This window comes from Catenulispora rubra, from assembly GCF_015356825.1.
Lineage (GTDB): Bacteria > Actinomycetota > Actinomycetes > Streptomycetales > Catenulisporaceae > Catenulispora > Catenulispora rubra.
This window is the reverse complement of sequence record NZ_JAACYW010000272.1, coordinates 1-15,856: the sequence shown is the minus strand read 5'-3', so window position 1 is coordinate 15,856 and position 15,856 is coordinate 1. Positions and strand designations below refer to the sequence as shown.

At 70.5% G+C, this 15,856-nt stretch carries 14 protein-coding genes; 7 read left to right on the top strand and 7 right to left on the bottom strand.

Annotated features, from left to right (window positions below):
- The first annotated feature begins 76 nt into the window (after positions 1–76).
- Entirely contained in the window at positions 77–1,336 is a 1,260-nt protein-coding gene (locus GWK61_RS43465) for an AI-2E family transporter (RefSeq protein ID WP_194918081.1), read from the top strand.
- On the opposite strand, the gene GWK61_RS43460 is transcribed toward GWK61_RS43465, so the two are convergent.
- Complete coding sequence (locus GWK61_RS43460) at positions 1,287–1,607, bottom strand: DUF2087 domain-containing protein (RefSeq protein WP_228563916.1); 321 nt, start codon at positions 1,605–1,607, stop codon at positions 1,287–1,289. The two genes, GWK61_RS43465 and GWK61_RS43460, sit on opposite strands and share 50 nt — an antisense overlap.
- 46 nt (positions 1,608–1,653) lie before the next feature.
- Positions 1,654–2,409, bottom strand: a complete 756-nt coding sequence (locus GWK61_RS43455) for an alpha/beta hydrolase (RefSeq protein ID WP_194918079.1) — start codon at positions 2,407–2,409, stop codon at positions 1,654–1,656.
- A gap of 104 nt (positions 2,410–2,513) precedes the next feature.
- Here GWK61_RS43455 and GWK61_RS43450 point away from each other — a divergent pair, with 104 nt between their 5' ends.
- From GWK61_RS43450 to GWK61_RS43435, 4 genes are all read left to right on the top strand, one after another.
- Positions 2,514–3,524 carry an ABC transporter ATP-binding protein gene (locus GWK61_RS43450; protein ID WP_194918077.1) on the top strand — a complete coding sequence of 337 codons (1,011 nt, stop codon included), beginning with the start codon at positions 2,514–2,516 and terminating at the stop codon, positions 3,522–3,524.
- Position 3,525: 1 nt separating this feature from the next.
- On the top strand, positions 3,526–4,557 hold the full coding sequence (locus GWK61_RS43445) for a DUF2705 family protein (protein WP_194918066.1): 1,032 nt from the start codon (positions 3,526–3,528) through the stop codon (positions 4,555–4,557).
- An 85-nt stretch (positions 4,558–4,642) separates the two neighbouring features.
- Positions 4,643–5,695: an ABC transporter ATP-binding protein gene (locus GWK61_RS43440; protein WP_194918064.1), complete on the top strand. Its 1,053-nt coding sequence runs from the start codon at positions 4,643–4,645 to the stop codon at positions 5,693–5,695.
- Positions 5,692–6,591: an ABC transporter permease gene (locus tag GWK61_RS43435; protein WP_194918062.1), complete on the top strand. Its 900-nt coding sequence runs from the start codon at positions 5,692–5,694 to the stop codon at positions 6,589–6,591. The genes GWK61_RS43440 and GWK61_RS43435 overlap by 4 nt, the downstream gene beginning before the upstream one ends.
- A 40-nt stretch (positions 6,592–6,631) precedes the next feature.
- Here GWK61_RS43435 and cax read toward each other — a convergent pair whose 3' ends face one another.
- The 4 genes from cax to GWK61_RS43415 form a co-directional block, all read right to left on the bottom strand.
- Positions 6,632–7,729 (bottom strand): calcium/proton exchanger, encoded by a 1,098-nt coding sequence (gene cax / locus GWK61_RS43430; protein ID WP_194918060.1) that lies wholly within the window; start codon positions 7,727–7,729, stop codon positions 6,632–6,634.
- A 44-nt stretch (positions 7,730–7,773) separates the two neighbouring features.
- Positions 7,774–8,547, bottom strand: coding sequence for a class I SAM-dependent methyltransferase (locus GWK61_RS43425; protein WP_194918058.1), 774 nt, complete (start codon positions 8,545–8,547; stop codon positions 7,774–7,776).
- Between the two features lie 180 nt (positions 8,548–8,727).
- Positions 8,728–9,045: an Rv1322 family protein gene (locus tag GWK61_RS43420; protein WP_194918055.1), complete on the bottom strand. Its 318-nt coding sequence runs from the start codon at positions 9,043–9,045 to the stop codon at positions 8,728–8,730.
- A gap of 79 nt (positions 9,046–9,124) precedes the next feature.
- Entirely contained in the window at positions 9,125–10,915 is a 1,791-nt protein-coding gene (locus GWK61_RS43415) for a 3-hydroxyacyl-CoA dehydrogenase family protein (RefSeq protein ID WP_194918053.1), read from the bottom strand.
- A gap of 361 nt (positions 10,916–11,276) precedes the next feature.
- Between GWK61_RS43415 and GWK61_RS43410 the strand changes: the two genes are divergently transcribed.
- Positions 11,277–12,248, top strand: coding sequence for an LLM class flavin-dependent oxidoreductase (locus GWK61_RS43410; protein WP_194918052.1), 972 nt, complete (start codon positions 11,277–11,279; stop codon positions 12,246–12,248).
- A gap of 160 nt (positions 12,249–12,408) precedes the next feature.
- Here GWK61_RS43410 and GWK61_RS43405 read toward each other — a convergent pair whose 3' ends face one another.
- Entirely contained in the window at positions 12,409–12,813 is a 405-nt protein-coding gene (locus GWK61_RS43405; protein WP_194918049.1) for an SCO5389 family protein, read from the bottom strand.
- 109 nt (positions 12,814–12,922) lie between these two features.
- Here GWK61_RS43405 and GWK61_RS43400 point away from each other — a divergent pair, with 109 nt between their 5' ends.
- The gene (locus tag GWK61_RS43400; RefSeq protein ID WP_194918047.1) at positions 12,923–15,490 is read left to right on the top strand and encodes a tetratricopeptide repeat protein; all 2,568 of its coding nucleotides are present in this window, start codon (positions 12,923–12,925) and stop codon (positions 15,488–15,490) included.
- The last annotated feature ends 366 nt before the right edge of the window (positions 15,491–15,856 follow it).

The window sequence follows — 15,856 nt, the reverse complement described above, 5'->3', positions numbered from 1 at the left end:
CCGAACATCAGCCCCCAGCACGCCGCCCCCGCTCCGCCATCGGCGCCCCGGCGCGCGGCTCCTCTAAACTCGCTCCATGACCGCCGCCGATGAGGGTCCCGCCGAGTCCGCCAGCAGTGCGCCAGGCACGCCGGGCGCACAGGGCGCACAGGGCGCATCGGAGGTATCGGGGGCGTCGCGGGCGTCGGGCTCATCGGGCGCGTCGGCGTTCAGGCCGGCGCTGACCCGGACCCCGCCCTTCGCGATCGGACTGGTCGGCGGGTTCGGCGTGCTGGGCGCCTACTACCTGGGCAAGACCCTGACCAACGTCATCGACATCATCGTCATGATCACCATGGCGCTGGTCCTGGCCGCCGGCCTCAACCCGTTCGTGGAGATGCTCACGTCCCGCGGCTTCCACCGGCGCTGGGCCGTCACGATAGTCGCCCTCGCCGCGCTGGCCCTGTTCGCCGGCTTCATCGTCGTCATCGCCAAGCCGCTGGCGGACCAGACTTCGTCACTGGTGCACAACGGCGTCCCCGACGGGCTGAAGAAGCTCCAGGAGAACTCCACGATCCAGCGGCTGGACAAGAAGTACCACATCATCACGAAGCTCCAGAACTGGTTCACCACGGCCGATACCACCAAAACCCTGGCCGGCGGTGCCTTCGGCTTCGGCAAGGCGGTACTCACCAGCGTCTTCAAGGCCTTCACGATCCTGATGCTGACGCTGTACTTCCTCGGCTCGCTGCCGGCCATGACCTCCGGCGGCCTCAAGCTGGTCCCGCGTTCTCGCCGGGAGCGCGCCGCAGACCTCACCGACCGGGTCCTGAACCGGGTCGGCGGTTACGTCTCCGGCGCCCTGGTCGTCTCCACCTGCGCCACCCTCGCCAGCTGGCTCGCCATGTCCGTGATGGGCGTGCGCTTCGCGCTGCCGCTGGCGCTGCTGGTCGGCCTGACCGACCTGATCCCCATCATCGGGGCCACCTTCGGCGCGTTCCTCGCCTGCGCCGTCATCCTGCTGCTGGACTCCCCGTTCAAGGCGCTCGCGGCCCTGATCTTCTTCGTCCTCTACCAGCAGCTCGAGAACTACCTGATCTACCCGCGCGTGATGTCCCGGACCGTCGACCTGCCGCCGGCGGTCGCGGTGATAGCGGCCCTGGCCGGCTACACCATCCTCGGCGTCTCCGGCGCGCTGCTGTTCATCCCGCTGACCGCCGGGCTGCTGGTGATCGTGCGGCAGGTCGTGCTGCCGGCGCAGGACCGGGATCCGGACGCCACGCCGCCGAGCGCGCTGAGCACCCCGCCTACGCCGGGACCGGAAGCCGATACTCCCGTCCAGCCTGATCCCGTATGAGGTGCCGGCTCTCGACGAGGTACCGGCGCAGCGCGACGTAGTCGTCGAAGACCGGCATCAGCGCCGCGTTGACCTCCTGCTCGTTGTAAGCACGCCCCGGCTCGAAGGCCCGGGAGGCGATGTGCTTCAGCAGCCGGTCGCGCAAGTCCTGGCTGCGCCCGCGCAACGACGGCATCTGCACCACGCGACCGTGGCTGTAACACTGGATGATCTGTAGATCAGCGCTTCCCGACCCTCGGTCGGCGGCCTGACGTTGGCGTGATTCGTCCATGCCTCGATACTCGCCACGAGGCCGCTAGACGCCAACCGATTATCCGCTACTCGGCGAACGTCTCGAACTCCCCGTCCCACGTCGTCGCCAACGGATACGCCGCCGGATTCACCCGCTTCACGATCTCGTTGTGCACGCGCTGGACGTACTTCTCCCCCACCCACAGGTGCTTCGCGCCATCAACGCCGATCACCTCAGCCTGCGGGCTGTGTCCCTTCCAAGCGTGAGCGAACCGCTCACGAGCCTCATCAGGCCGCAGATAGTCGTCGAACTCCGGCACCAGCACCACGACCGGCTTCCCGGAAGCCGCCCACCGGTCCAGATCCTCCGGCCGCGAATACCGCAGCGGCGGCGAGAGCAGGATCAACCCGTCCACCGTCGGATCGTCCCCGTACATCAGCGCCAGATCGGTCCCGAACGACCAGCCGACCAGCCACCGGTTCGGCAGGTCCTCGAAATCGGCGAACTCGATCGCGGCCTGCACGTCGAACCGCTCCCCCACCGCCTCGTCGAACTCGCCCTGGCTCCGGCCGGCCGGCGAGACCGTCCCGCGGGTGTTGAACCGCAGCACCGCCAGGTCCGCCAGCGCCGGCAGCCGCCAGGCCGCCTTCCGGTAGACATGGCTGTCCATGAAGCCGCCGTGCGTCGGCAGCGGGTGGAGTGTGACCAGGGTCCCGGCCGGCGTGCGGCCTCCCGGCGGCAGCGCCAGCTCGCCGACCAGCTCCAGGCCGTCGGCGGTGGTCAGGGTCACCGGTCGGCGCTCGGCCGGCAGGATCGTGGTGGCGCGGATGTCGGTGCTCATCGTGATCCACGGTACCTCCCCCTACTAAGGGCTAATACCGGGCCCGGCAACGGAAGACCTAAGACCGACGACGGGCCCACCTCAACCCCGATACGGTCTACCGCATGATCGAAGCTACAGGGCTCACCAAGCAGTACGGCGACAAGAAAGCCGTAGACGGCTTGACGTTCACCGTGCGTCCGGGGGTGGTGACCGGCTTCCTCGGTCCGAACGGCGCCGGAAAGTCGACGACCATGCGGATGATCCTGGGCCTGGACTCGCCGTCGTCCGGCACGGTCACCGTCAACGGCCGCCCCTACGTCAAGGCCGTGGCGCCGATGCGCGAGGTCGGCGCGTTGCTGGACGCCAAGGCCATCCACGGCGGCCGCACCGCCTACAACCACCTGCTGTGCCTGGCGCAGTCCAACCACCTGCCGGCCCGCCGGGTCGACGAGGTGCTGGAGCTGACCGGCCTGCGCGAGGTCGCCAAGAAGCGCTCCGGCGGCTTCTCCCTGGGCATGGGCCAGCGGCTGGGGATCGCCGCCGCCCTGCTCGGCGACCCCCGGGTGCTGATGTTCGACGAGCCGGTCAACGGCCTGGACCCGGACGGCATCCGCTGGATCCGCGAGTTCATGCGCAAGCTGGCCTCCGAGGGCCGCACGGTCTTCGTCTCCTCGCACCTGATGTCCGAGATGGAGCACACCGCCGACCACCTGATCGTGATCGGCCGCGGCAAGCTGCAGGCGGACTGCTCGGTGAAGGAGTTCATCGAGCGCAACTCCGAGCAGTCCGTCACGGTGCGCACCCCGGACCCGATGAAGCTGATGCAGCTGCTGGCGGGCAACGGCGCGCGGGTGACCAACGACGCCAGCGGCCTGATCACGGTGCGCGGCGCCAGCCCGCAGCAGATCGGCGACCTGGCCTACGACAACCAGATCCGGGTGCACGAGCTCGCGCCGCACCAGGCCTCGCTGGAAGAGGCCTTCATGGAGATGACCAAGGACGACGTGGAGTACCGCGCGGTCGGCGTCGGACAGCAGGGCCCCGGCGGTCCTGGTGCGCCCGGCGGACCCGGCGCGCCGGGCGGACCGCAGAACCCGTACGCCGCCCCCGGCCAGATGATCGGAGCCCGTTGAGATGAGCACCCCCTCGCAGATCGGGCAGCCGCAGCAGCCCGGCTACGCCCCGGGCCAGGTGCCGCCGCAGGCTCAGGCCCCGGGATACGCGCCGGGCCAGCCGGTGCCGCCGAACGCCGGTCCCGGTTACGGAGCGCCGCAGAACCCGCACTTCGGCGGCCAGCCCGGTCAGCCGAACCAGTTCGCCCCGCAGGGCCAGTCCGGCTTCGCCCCGAACCAGCAGTACCAGCAGAACCAGCAGCCGCCCTTCGCCGGCCCCGACCCCTTCCCGCAGGCGAAGGCCACGTTCGGCACCGCCCTGCGCTCGGAGTGGACGAAGATCCGCACCGTCCGCTCCACCTTCTGGACGCTGCTGATCACCGCGGTCATCACGATCGGCCTGGGGTCGCTGATCGCCATGGGCTCTTCCAGCCACCCTTCCCCGGACGACGACTTCACCGCGAACTCCATGTCCGGCCTGTTCTTCGGGCAGCTGGTGATCGTGGTGTTCGGCGCGATGGCGATCACCGCCGAGTACAGCACCGGCATGATCCGCACCTCGCTGACCAGCCAGCCGCGGCGCGCCACGGTGTTCTGGTCCAAGGCCGCCATCGTCGCGGCGGTGGCGCTGGTCATCGGGCTGATCTGCTCGTTCGCGTCGTTCTTCATCGCCTCGGCCATCTACTCCGGGCACCACATCACCCTCAGCCTGTCCGACCCCGGCGTGCTGCGCGCGGTGATCGGCGGCGGCCTGTATATGACCGTGACCGCCCTGCTGGCGTTCGGTCTCGGCGCCCTGCTGCGGCACACGGCCGGCGCCATCACCACCGGGGTCGGGCTCCTGTTCGTCCTGTTCATCCTGGTGCAGTTCCTGCCGCACAACTGGCGCACGGACATCAGCAAGTGGATCCCGTTCAACGCCGGGCTGCAGATCATCACCACCAGGCCGCAGGCCGACATGCTCTCGCCCTGGGCCGGATTCGGGGTGTTCGCCGTCTATGCGGCGGTCGCGCTGATCGGTGGCGCGATCGTGATGCGCAGTAAGGACGCGTAGACGCTGCTTTTCCAGTCCTTTTCCGTAAGCTTCAGACGGAGCCAGGGCACGCTGGCTCCGTCTCGTGCTGTCTGAGGGGGCTGCCGTGATCGAAGTGCACGACCTGTCCAAGCGGTACGGCGACAAGGTCGCCGTGGACCACTTGACGTTCGCCGTGGAACCGGGCCACATCACAGGCTTCCTGGGCCCGAACGGGGCCGGCAAGTCCACCACGATGCGACTGATCCTGGGCTTGGACCGCCCGCAGTCGGGCACCGCCACCATCGACGGGGTCCCGTACGCGGACCTGCGCGAACCGCTGCGCAAGGTGGGAGCACTGCTGGAGGCGCGGGCCGTCCACACCGGCCGCTCCGCCTACAACCACCTCTGGTGCCTGGCGCAGAGCCAGGGCCTGCCGCGCAAGCGCGTGGACGAGGCGCTGGCCCTGGTCGGCCTGACCGAGGTGGCGCGCAAGCGGGCCGGGGGCTTCTCGCTGGGCATGGGCCAGCGCCTGGGCATCGCCGCCGCGCTGCTCGGCGATCCGCAGGTGCTGATCCTGGACGAGCCGGTCAACGGGCTGGACCCGGAGGGCGTGCTCTGGATCAGGAACCTGATGAAGTCGCTGGCCGCCGCCGGCAAGACCATCTTCGTCTCCTCGCACCTGATGAGCGAGATGGCGCAGACCGCCGACCACCTGGTGGTGATCGGGCGCGGGAAGCTGATCGCGGACGAGTCGGTGGACGCGTTCATCGCGCGCTCCTCCGAGCGCTCGGTCCTGGTCCGCACCCCGCAGCCGGCGCAGCTGGCCAAGGAACTGGAGCGGGCGGCCGTCCCGGCGCAGAGCGATGGCTCCGGCGAGGGCTCTGGCTCCAGCGAGGGCGAAGGTGCGGTCACGGTGACCACCGCCGACGACGGCGCCCTGATCGTCCGCGGCATGGAGGCCGCGGAGATCGGCGAGAAGGCGGCCGCGGCGCGCGTCGTCCTGCACGAACTCACCCCGCAACGGGCCTCGCTGGAGGAGGCGTTCATGGAGCTGACACGCGGCTCGGTCGAGTACCACGTCGAGGTGGATCAGCACGCTGACGGCGTCCCGGCCCAGGCGCAAGGCGCTCCGGTCGCCGCGACCGCTCAGGTCTCCGAAAGCGAGGTCGCCGAATGACCGCCACGACCAGCGACGCAGCCACCCCGAGCGGCCCGAACGGACCAAGCGGAGCGAGCGGCCCAAGCGGCCCAAGCGGACCGGTCTCCGCGAACGAGGGCCGCGGCGCCGGCGCCGCGTTCCCGCGCCTGTTGGCGATGGAATGGACGAAGTTCCGCAGCGTGCGCTCGACGGTGTGGTCGCTGCTCGCCTTCGTGGTCCTGGCCCTCGGCCTGGCCGCGCTGATCACGGCGTTGACGGTGAACAGCTGGGACAAGGCCGACCCCGACCAGAAGGCCTCGTGGCTGCGCGACCCGACCGGCAACATCCTCGGCTCCGGCTTCTTCCTGGGCCAGCTGGCGATCTGCGTCCTGGGCGTGATGGTGATCACGTCGGAGTACTCCACCGGCATGATCCGGGCCTCGCTGCTCGCCGTCCCGCGACGCACCCCGATGCTCGCGGCCAAGTCGGTGGTCTTCGCCGTGGTGACCTTCGTGGTCACCGAGATCGTGTCCTTCGGGGCGTTCTTCATCGCGGCCCCGATCCTGCACAGCAAGGTCCAGGTGAGCCTGGGCGACAAGGGCGTCCTGCGCGCCCTGGTCGGAGCCGGTCTCTACCTGACCATGCTCGGCCTGTTCGCCATGGCGATCGGTGCCCTGGTCCGGCACACCGCGGGCGCCATCACCGGCGTCATCGGCTTCGTATTGGTGCTGGCGCCGTTGGCACAGCTCCTGCCGGGCTCGGTGGGCAAGCACATCCACGCCTACCTGCCGACCGAGGCCGGGCACCTGGTCGCCCAGTCGGCACCGGGACCGAAGGATCTGCTGTCCGCCTGGCAGGGCTACGGAGTCTTCGCGGTGTGGACCGTACTGTTGTTGCTCGCGGCCGAGTGGATGCTGAAGCGGCGCGACGCTTAGCGTTCAACGGGTAGGTGCTCGCTTCGCGCGAGGCGAGCACCTACCCCCACCAGAACGCCGTCGCGATCAGCACATAGAGCCCGATCATCGCCGAGCCCTCCAACCAGTCGGACTCCCCGTCCGAGATCAGGTAGAGCACGGCCACCGTCGCGATCCCGACCGTCGTGACCAGCATCGGGTTGAACACCAGCGTGAACGCCGGACCGCCGATCACCGGCGACAGCAGCACCAGCGCCGGCGCCAGGACCAGCGCGATCTGCAACGGACTGTTCAGCACCACCGACAACGCGTGGTCGGTGCGGTTCTGCCAGGCCAGCTTCACCCCGACCGCGTTCTCCACGGCGTTGCCGGCCAGCGCCACGATCACGAGGCCGGAGAAGGCCTGCGAGATGTGCAGGGAGTTCATCGCGGGCGTCAGGGCGTTGACGAACTGGTCGGAGATGTAGGCGGCACCCATGGCCGCCACCACCAGGACCCCGATCGCCAGCCACAGCGGCCACGGATTGTCCGCGTCGATCTCCTGCTTCACCTCCGCGGCCTCCTCGGCGGCGGTCGGCTCCAGATCGCGCCGCAGGCTCACCGGGATCGACAGCGCGAAGACCGCCAGCAGGACCACCGCCGTGACCCGGGCCAGCGCCACCTCGTGGCCCGCGGCCGGGGAGTGGATGTAGGCGGCGAGGCTGGGGATCAGCATCGAGGCCACCGACAGGATCATCAGGCCCATGATGAGCCGGGCCCGCTGGATCGAGAACCGCAGGATGCCGTGCCGCGCGCTGCCCACCACGAACGAGAGCCCCAGGACCAGCAGCAGGTTCGCCATGATCGAGCCGATGATCGCCGAGCTCACGACCGTGGTCAGCCCGGCCCGCAGCGCGAACACGGACACGAACAGCTCCGGCAGGTTCCCCAGCGCCCCCTGCAGCACGCCGACCGCCCCCGCCCCGAGCCGGTCGGCCAGGTGGTCCACCGCGCGTCCGACCATCGCCGCCACCAGCGTGACGGCGACCGCCGTGATCAGGAACGGGGCCAGGGAGCCGTGCGTCACGACCGCCGAGCCCGCGGTCGCGAGCCCGGTCAGGCCGAACAGGATCAGGTCCGACCGGGAGAAGACCCGTGAGCGCCCCGTGAGTGCCGTCATGGCAGGGGACTATAGGGGATCTCAGGACCCGATCAGGTCAGACTTCAGGCAGGTCGGGCCTCGGGCTTGCGCGCCTCGACGAGGAACCGCCGCGAGTACGCCACGAACGACCCCTCGCGCGCCATGTGTTCGTGCAGGCGCAGCAGGTCGTCGCGGTACTTCTCGACGGTGAAGTCCGGCACGAACCAGATCACCTTGCGCAGGAAGTAGACCATGGCGCCGATGTCGAAGAACTCCATCTTCAACTCGGCTTCCTGAAGGTCCACGACCTCCAAGCCGTTCTTCTCAGCTTCCTGACGTGCCAGCGCCGGCTCACGGAAGCTCTTGCCGGTGGGCTTGGGACCGAGGAACCACTCGTAGACCTCGTGGCCGCTGTCCGGGCCGATGTGCTGCGAGAAGTAGGTGCCGCCGGGGGCCAGCACGCGCGCGATCTCGCGCCAGTGCGCCATCACCGGGTGCCGACTGGTGACCAGGTCGAAGGCGCCGTCGGCGAAGGGCAGCGGCGGCTCGTCCTCGTCGGCGACGATGACCACGCCCTTGTCCCGCAGGTTCCGCTGCGCGACCGCGATGTTCGGCGGCCAGCCCTCGGTGGCGACCATGGCGCCGGAAGCCCGCTGCGGGACGCCGGCCAGCACCTCGCCGCCGCCGGTCTGGATGTCCAGGTGCAGATGCGCCTGGCCGACGCGCTCACCCAGCAGCCGCTGGTAGCCCCAGGGCGGGCGCTCCTCGGTGGCGCGGCCGTCCAGCCAGGAGAAGTCCCAGCCGCTGACGTCGACCGCGTGGCCTTCCGCGATCAGTTCCTCGAATGTGCGGTCCATGGCGCAAATGATCGCGGGTCGGCGCGCCCGGCGCCAAGGGTACGGCGTGTCCGCGCCCTGACTTTGTCGAAGCGTTATCTCAGGCGGTCGCGGCCGCGCGCCGCCCTGTCTGGCACGGCACTGTCTGGCACGGCACTGTCTGGCCCGGCACCATCCAGCACGGCGCCATCTGGCCTGGCGCTATCTGGCCCGGCGCCGCGAACGCGCGTTCCAGCACGGCGTGTGCCAGTGCCGCCGGTCGTGGATGCCCTGGCCGAGGTCCTTCGGCCAGGCCACGACGTGCGGCACCCCGGCGCGGATCTCCTGGTCGCACCCCGGGCACCGGTACACCTTCTGCGCCGCCTGCCCCGGGATCCCACGCACGGCCCAGTCCCGGCCGTCGGGCCCGGGCTCGATCCGGTCGTAGCCCAGGACCCGCGACGCCATCCGGGCGGACGCGCCGTCCTGCTCGTCGTCGGGGACGTCGGAGCGGCGGGGCGGGCGGCGGCGCGGGCTCATACCTACAAGGGTAATCAGAGCGCGCGCCGTGTTCGGCCGTGCGGGTCCCATGTCAACCGGATATTCGGCGTCAGCCGGGTCAACGGGAGCTGTAGTCCCGGAACCCGCGCCCCGCCTTGCGTCCCAGGTATCCCGCGGTCACCAGGTGTTCCAGCAGCGGCGCCGGGGCGAACCCGGGCTCGCGGAACTCCAGGTACAGCACGCGCTGGATGGCCAGCGACACGTCCAGGCCCACGACGTCCAGCAGTTCGAAGGGCCCCATCGGGTACCCGCAGCCGCGCTTCATCGCGGTGTCGATGTCGTCGGCGGTGGCGTAGTGCGCCTCCAGCATCTTCACCGCGTCGTTCAGGTACGGGAACAGCAGCGCGTTCACGATGAAGCCGGCGCGGTCGCCGCAGTCCACCGCGACCTTGCCCAGCTTCGCGCACACCGCGTGCACCGTGGCGACCACGTCGTCGGCGGTCTTCACCGTGCGCACCACCTCGACCAGCTTCATCACCGGCGCCGGGTTGAAGAAGTGCACGCCGACCACGTCGGCCGGGCGCTGCGTGGCCATCGCGCACTCGATGACCGGCAGCGAGGAGGTCGTGGTGGCCAGGATCGCGCCGGGCTTGCAGAGCTCGTCGAAGTTGGAGAACAGCGCGCGCTTGACCTCGACGTCTTCCACGACCGCCTCGACGACCAGGTCGCAGTCGGACAGCTCGGCCAGGTCGACGCTGCCGTGCAGCCGGGCCAGCGCGGCGTCCCGGTCCGGCTCGGCCAGCTTGCCGCGCTGCACCGCCTTCTCCAGCGAGCGCGCGATCGCGGCCCGCGCCGCGTCCACCTTGGCCGTGGCCCGGGCGACCAGGACGGTGTCGTAGCCGGCCTTGACGCAGACCTCTGCGATGCCGTTGGCCATCGTGCCGGATCCGACGACGCCGATCCGCCGCACCTCGCGGACCTGGTCGCCGTGCCGGCCGAGGCCGCCGGCGCCCGGCGCCTGCTCGTCGTCGACCACCACCGGCGAGTCAGAACCCTCATACGTGTAGAACCCGCGGCCGGTCTTGCGCCCGAGCAGCCCGGCGGTCGCCATCTGCTTCAGGATCGGCGCCGGGGCGTGCAGCCGGTCGCGCGACTGCCGGTACATCGTGTCCAGGATCTCGTAGGCGGTGTCGATCCCGATCAGGTCCAGCAGCGCCAGCGGGCCCATCGGCAGACCGCAGCCGAGCTTCATCGCGGTGTCGATGTCCTCGCGGGTGGCGTACTTCTGCTCGTACATCGCCACCGCGTGGTTCAGGTAGCCGAACAGCAGGGCGTTGGCGATGAAGCCGGCCCGGTCGCCGCAGGTGACGTCGTCCTTGCCGAGCCGGCGCACCAGCGCCTCGACGTCGTCGACCACCTCCGGGTCGGTGACCACCGTGCGCACCACCTCGGCCAGCTTCATGACCGTCGCCGGGTTGAAGAAATGCACGCCGACCACGCGCGAGGGACGCGCGGTCGCCACCGAGATCTCGGTCACGGACAGCGCCGAGGTGTTGGTGGCCAGGACCGTCTCCGGCGGACAGATGGCGTCCAGCCGCTGGAAGACCGAACGCTTGAGCTGCAGGTCCTCCGGCACGGCCTCGACGACCAGCTCGGCGGCGGCCAGGTCGTCCAGGCTGGTGCTGAAGATGACGCGGTCCTGCAGCTCCGCGGCCTCGGCGTCGGTCAGCTTCCCGCGCTTGACCGCGCGCGCCACGGAGGACTGCAGGTGGCCCCGGCCCCGGGCCAGCCCGGCGTCGTCGACCTCGACCCCGATGACCTTGATCCCGTTGCGGGCCATGACTTCGGCGATGCCGGCGCCCATCGTGCCCAGGCCGACGACGCCAATGGTGGTGAACTCGCGGGGCATGGGTATCCGTCTCCTTGAGTTTCGGTGACTCGCAGCTACTGGACGGTTGATTCCTGGAGGTACCGGCACGAAACGGCACGCAGCCTCTGGCTGCCAGGAGCACAGTAGCGGCGCCTGGCCGCCCCGGCCGCCCACCCACAGCCAACCAGGCTGAGGGAGGTCGTCCGTGTCGCCCATGCTTGCTGCTGAGCCGTTTCGTAATTTTGCTTCGCCGGCGACGGTCCTGCTTGCCGGAACCCCCAGGAATCAACCGTCCAAGGGATGGAGTCTGCGGTTACTGGCCAGTATCTACGCGACACCCCCGTTCTGACAGCACCTTCTTGCCTGTGAGAGTCCCCACATGGGTTACACACTGGTGCCCATGCGTATCGGCGTTTTTCTGTTGGCAGCGGGCTTTCCGGGCATCTCGCCGGAACAGACGCTGCGCACGGCACTGGACTACGGCATCGCCGCCGAGGACGCCGGCTTCGACGACGTCTTCATGGCCGAGCACCACTTCATGCCGTACGGCACCTGCCCTTCAGCTCTCACTTTCGCCGCTCTGCTGGCCGGCCGCACCCGGAGCATCGGCATCGGCACCGCCGTGACCGTGCTGAGCACGGCGCACCCGGTCGCGGTGGCGGAGCAGGCGGCGATGCTGGACGTGCTCACCGGCGGCCGCTTCACCCTGGGCGTGGGCCGCGGCGGCCCGTGGGTGGACCTGGAGGTGTTCGGCGCCGGGATGGAGGGGCTGTCCCGCCGGTCGTTCGCCGAGGCGCTGGACGTGCTGTGCGCGTGGAGTTCGCAGAGCACTGTTTCTTACGACGGCGAGTTCCACCGGTTCCGGGAGGTCTCGGTGGTGCCGCGCGGACGGCCGCAGATGCTGGTGGCGTGTACGTCCCCTGAGACGGTGGGCATGGCGGCCGAGCACCGATTACCCATGCTGCTGGGCATGCATGCCGACGACGCCGAGAAGGCGGCGATGGTCCGGGCCTACGGAGCCGCCGCGCCGCATGCTTCCGCGGTCGTCGCGCAGGTCACCGAGTCGCGCGAGACGGGAGTCAGACTCCTGCGACAGACGATGCCGCCGTGGCTGCGTCCGGGGCTGGCGGGCTACATCCGGTTCGACGGAACGACCCCACCGACACGCGATGCCGACGACTACGCCGAGCATTTGACGACGATCCACCCGGTCGGGCCGGCGTCGTACTGCGCCGAGCGCATTCTGGAAGCGCGACGGGCCACGGGCATCGAGCACTTTCTGCTGTTCGTCGAGGGCGGCGGCCCCGAGCACACGCTGAGCAATATCAGGGCCCTGGGTAAGTCGGTCCTGCCGCTGCTGCGCGAGGCCTGACCACACATCCATAAAGAAGCCGGTGGCGTCCTCTGCCCCCTGGGACGCCACCGGCCCTTCGCAAGTCCTCCGGCCTCGATTCGGGAGCCCGCACCAGCCCGTGATCAGTACGGCTCCATCCGCACCCGAACCGTCCCCACCAGCTCCGGGGACCCGCGGCTCAGCAGTCGCGCAGCAACGGCGACTGGTTCAGCAGCTGAGCACGGACCGAGGTGAACCTGCCGTACACCTCGGAGTCCTTCGCCGTTCCGGCCGGGAACACCGCGACGCGGTGGCAGTTCTGGAACGCCAGGCGCACCCCGAAGTGCCGCTCCAGGCAGCCGCGGATGGCGTCGCTGGCCAGCGCGCGCAGGAGCTGTCCCCGGGCCTGCTCGTCCGGCGGCGGCGTGGTGTTGTCGACGAAGCCGACCCCGCCTGCGCCGTCCACGTGCAGCCGCGTCGACAAGTCGCTGACCATCCGCCACGCGTACGGCAGCGAGTCCCGCACGCACTCGGCGAACTGCGCATCCGACACCTCGCCGCGCTCCGCGGCGTCAAGCAGATCCGGGGAAACATCGAGGGACATATCAGGGGACTCCTCCCGGTAGGGGATACACCTAGAGGCATGGCCCATCCCAGAGGTCTTCTAACCTGTCGGGGCGAAGGGCTTTCAAAACGACATCAGCACACGACCGATGTCCAACATCTCGCGCCCCCGGCAGTCCGAAGCTGCGGCGGATACTCTGCATACGCACAAGATGTCGATGGCCGCGCGCCCGGCAGGCGCGCGCCTGGAGCAGAGTCGGGATGGCGATGTGGACGAGGCCGAGGGCGCGCCGGGTGATCCGCGCGCACTGCTTGCCGCCGAACTGCTGGCGGTACAGGAGGCCACCGGGCTGAGCCTGAAGGAACTGGAGCGAGTCACCCACGTCAGCGACTCCTCTTTGTCCCGCTACCTGGCCGGCCGCTCGGTACCGCCCTGGACGGTGGTGCAGACGATGAGCCGGCTGGCCCGGCGCGACCCCGACGGGCTGCGCACGGCGTGGGCCGCGGCACGCGGTACGCGGTTGAACGTGCCGCGCGGCGTCGCCGGGGCCGGACACGACGACCTTCCGCGCGCGCCGCTGGACTTCGTCGGACGCCGCCCGGAGCTCGCGACGCTGGTGGCGACGCCCGGCGTCTGGGTCGTGGACGGCATGGCGGGGGTCGGCAAGAGCACGCTGGCGGTCCGGGCCGCGCGGACCCTGGCCGAGGCCGAGCGTCGCAGGACTCTGTATCTCAACCTGCACGGCCACACGTCCCATCGCGCCCCGTTGTCGTCGGAGGCGGCGCTGGCGGCGCTGCTGACCGCGATCGGCATACCGGACAAGCGGATTCCGGACGACCCGGATCTGCGGGCCGCACTGTGGCGGGGCGAGGCGGCGCGGCGGACGCCGGTGGTCGTGCTCGACGACGCCATGGACTCCGCGCAGGTGCGTCCGCTGCTGCCGGGTGCGCAGGACGCGGTGGTGCTGGTGACGAGCCGGCGCAGGCTCCTGTCCCTGGCCGGCGCGCGGTCGCTGTCGCTGGCGGTGCCGTCGCTGGCGGAGTGCCGCGAACTGGTGGACGTGATCGCCGGACCGGCCCGCCGGGCGGCCGAGCCGGACGCCGTCGACGAGATCATCGAGGCCTGCGGCCGGCTCCCCCTGGCGGTGCAGCTGTGCGCGGCGCGGCTACAGCACCGGCCGGCGTGGAGCGCCGCGTTCCTGGCCGAACGGCTGCGTGACGAGGGGCGGCGGCGCCGCGAACTGGCGGCCGACGGCGGCGGGGTGGACGCGGCGCTGGCGTTGTCGGTGGCGCACCTCACGGACACGGAGCGCTCGGCGTTCGCGTTGCTCGGATCGCTGCCGGGGCTGGAGTTCGACGCGTACGCCGCGGCCGCACTGTTCGACGCACACCCGGCCGACGCCGAGGACCTGTTGCAGACGCTGGTCGACGCGCACCTCCTGGACGAGTCGGCAGCCGGACGATTCCGGCTCCACGACCTGACCCGCGACCACGCCCGCGGCATGGAGGAGCCGGGCCGCGCGGCGGCCGAGCGGCGCCTGGTGGACTACCACGTCGCGGCGGCGGCCGAGGCGTCGACGGCGTTCGACCCCTACGGCTCGGCTGCGATCGACCTGATCCGCCCCGCCCACCCCGCGGACCGACTGCCGGCCTTCGCCGACGCCGCCGAAGGCGCAGCCTGGTTCCAGGAGAACCTCCCGACCCTGATCCACTTGTCGGGGACAACCCTGGACGCACGCTCGCTGGCCCTGCTCCGCAACAGCGTGTGCTTCCTGTGGACGAGCGGCCGAGCCGCCGACATGACCGCGCTGGGCCGCCACGCCCGAACCGGCACCCGCGGCCCCGGCGCGGAAGAGGACCACGCCTGGGCCGCTCACATGCTGGGCATCGCCTCCTTCATCGCCGGGCGCCCCGAAGAAGCCGTCGAATACCTCGAGACCGCACTGGTCGGCGCCCCGGACCGCCGCCGCGCAGCCCTGCTCGACGCCCTGGCCGTCACCAACACCTCCCTCTGGCGCCTGGCCAAGGGGCGCAAATACAGCGAGCAGGTCGTGACCTACTTCCGCACCAACCCGGACATCCGCGGCCTGGGCATGGCCCTGACGAACCTGGCCGAGATCGCCAACCGCCAGCACCAGCCGGACGAAGCCCTCACCCTCACCGCCGAAGCCATCGAGCTCTTCGAGCACGACCACTACGACACCGGCCGCAGCACAGCACTGGTCGTCGCCGGCGACGCGCTGCGCATCAGCAACCGCCCGCAGCAAGCACTGGAGCACTACCACACCGCCCTCCGCGTGGCCGAGGAACAGAGATACCTCGACAGCACCGCCCGCGCCCTCAACGGCCTGGCGACAACGCACCGCGGCCTCGGCGACCCCGCCCGCGCCCTGGAGCACCACGCCCGCCTGGACGAACTCCTCACCGAAGCCGGCACCACCCACGGCGACCTCGCGGAGTTCCTGAACGAGCGCGCGCGCACCGAACGCACCGCGGGCCGCGACACCGACGCCGAGGCAAGCGCCGAGCGAGCACTGAGCGAGGCCCTGGAGTCGCGGAACCCGTACGAGGAAGGCCGCGCATCGGCGCTGCTCGCCGAGTACGCGACGAAGCGCGGCGAGCAGGACACGGCCCGGGAGCTGACTCTGCGGGCGGAGGAGATTCGGACGATGCTCGGGCTGGTGGATTGGGGCGGGGCGGCGATTGTGGAGGGCTGAGGTGCGGGCGGAAGACTCTTCGGCGAACTGCCGGACCCAAGCGGATGCTTGCAGAGTCGGTAGGGCTGGGGCCGACTGCTCGCGGTGCACAGGTGGGGGTCACAGGTGGGGGTCAGTGGCTCGCGGTTCGCAATTGGCTGCTCGCAGCTCCGCTAGCGGCTCGCGGCTCGCGGCTCGCGACCAATCGTGCGGCTCGCGGCTCGCGGCTCGGGCTGGTTGGTGGCGCCTCGCGGATTGTGGTTCACGGCTCGATCAGTAGCCGGCGGATTGTGGCTCGCGGCTGGGCCAACGCCCGCGGCCGCGGCTTGACGGCTACGGCTGGCGGCTGGCGGACCCGCCACACCCCATCAGTGGCCCGTCCCCAGC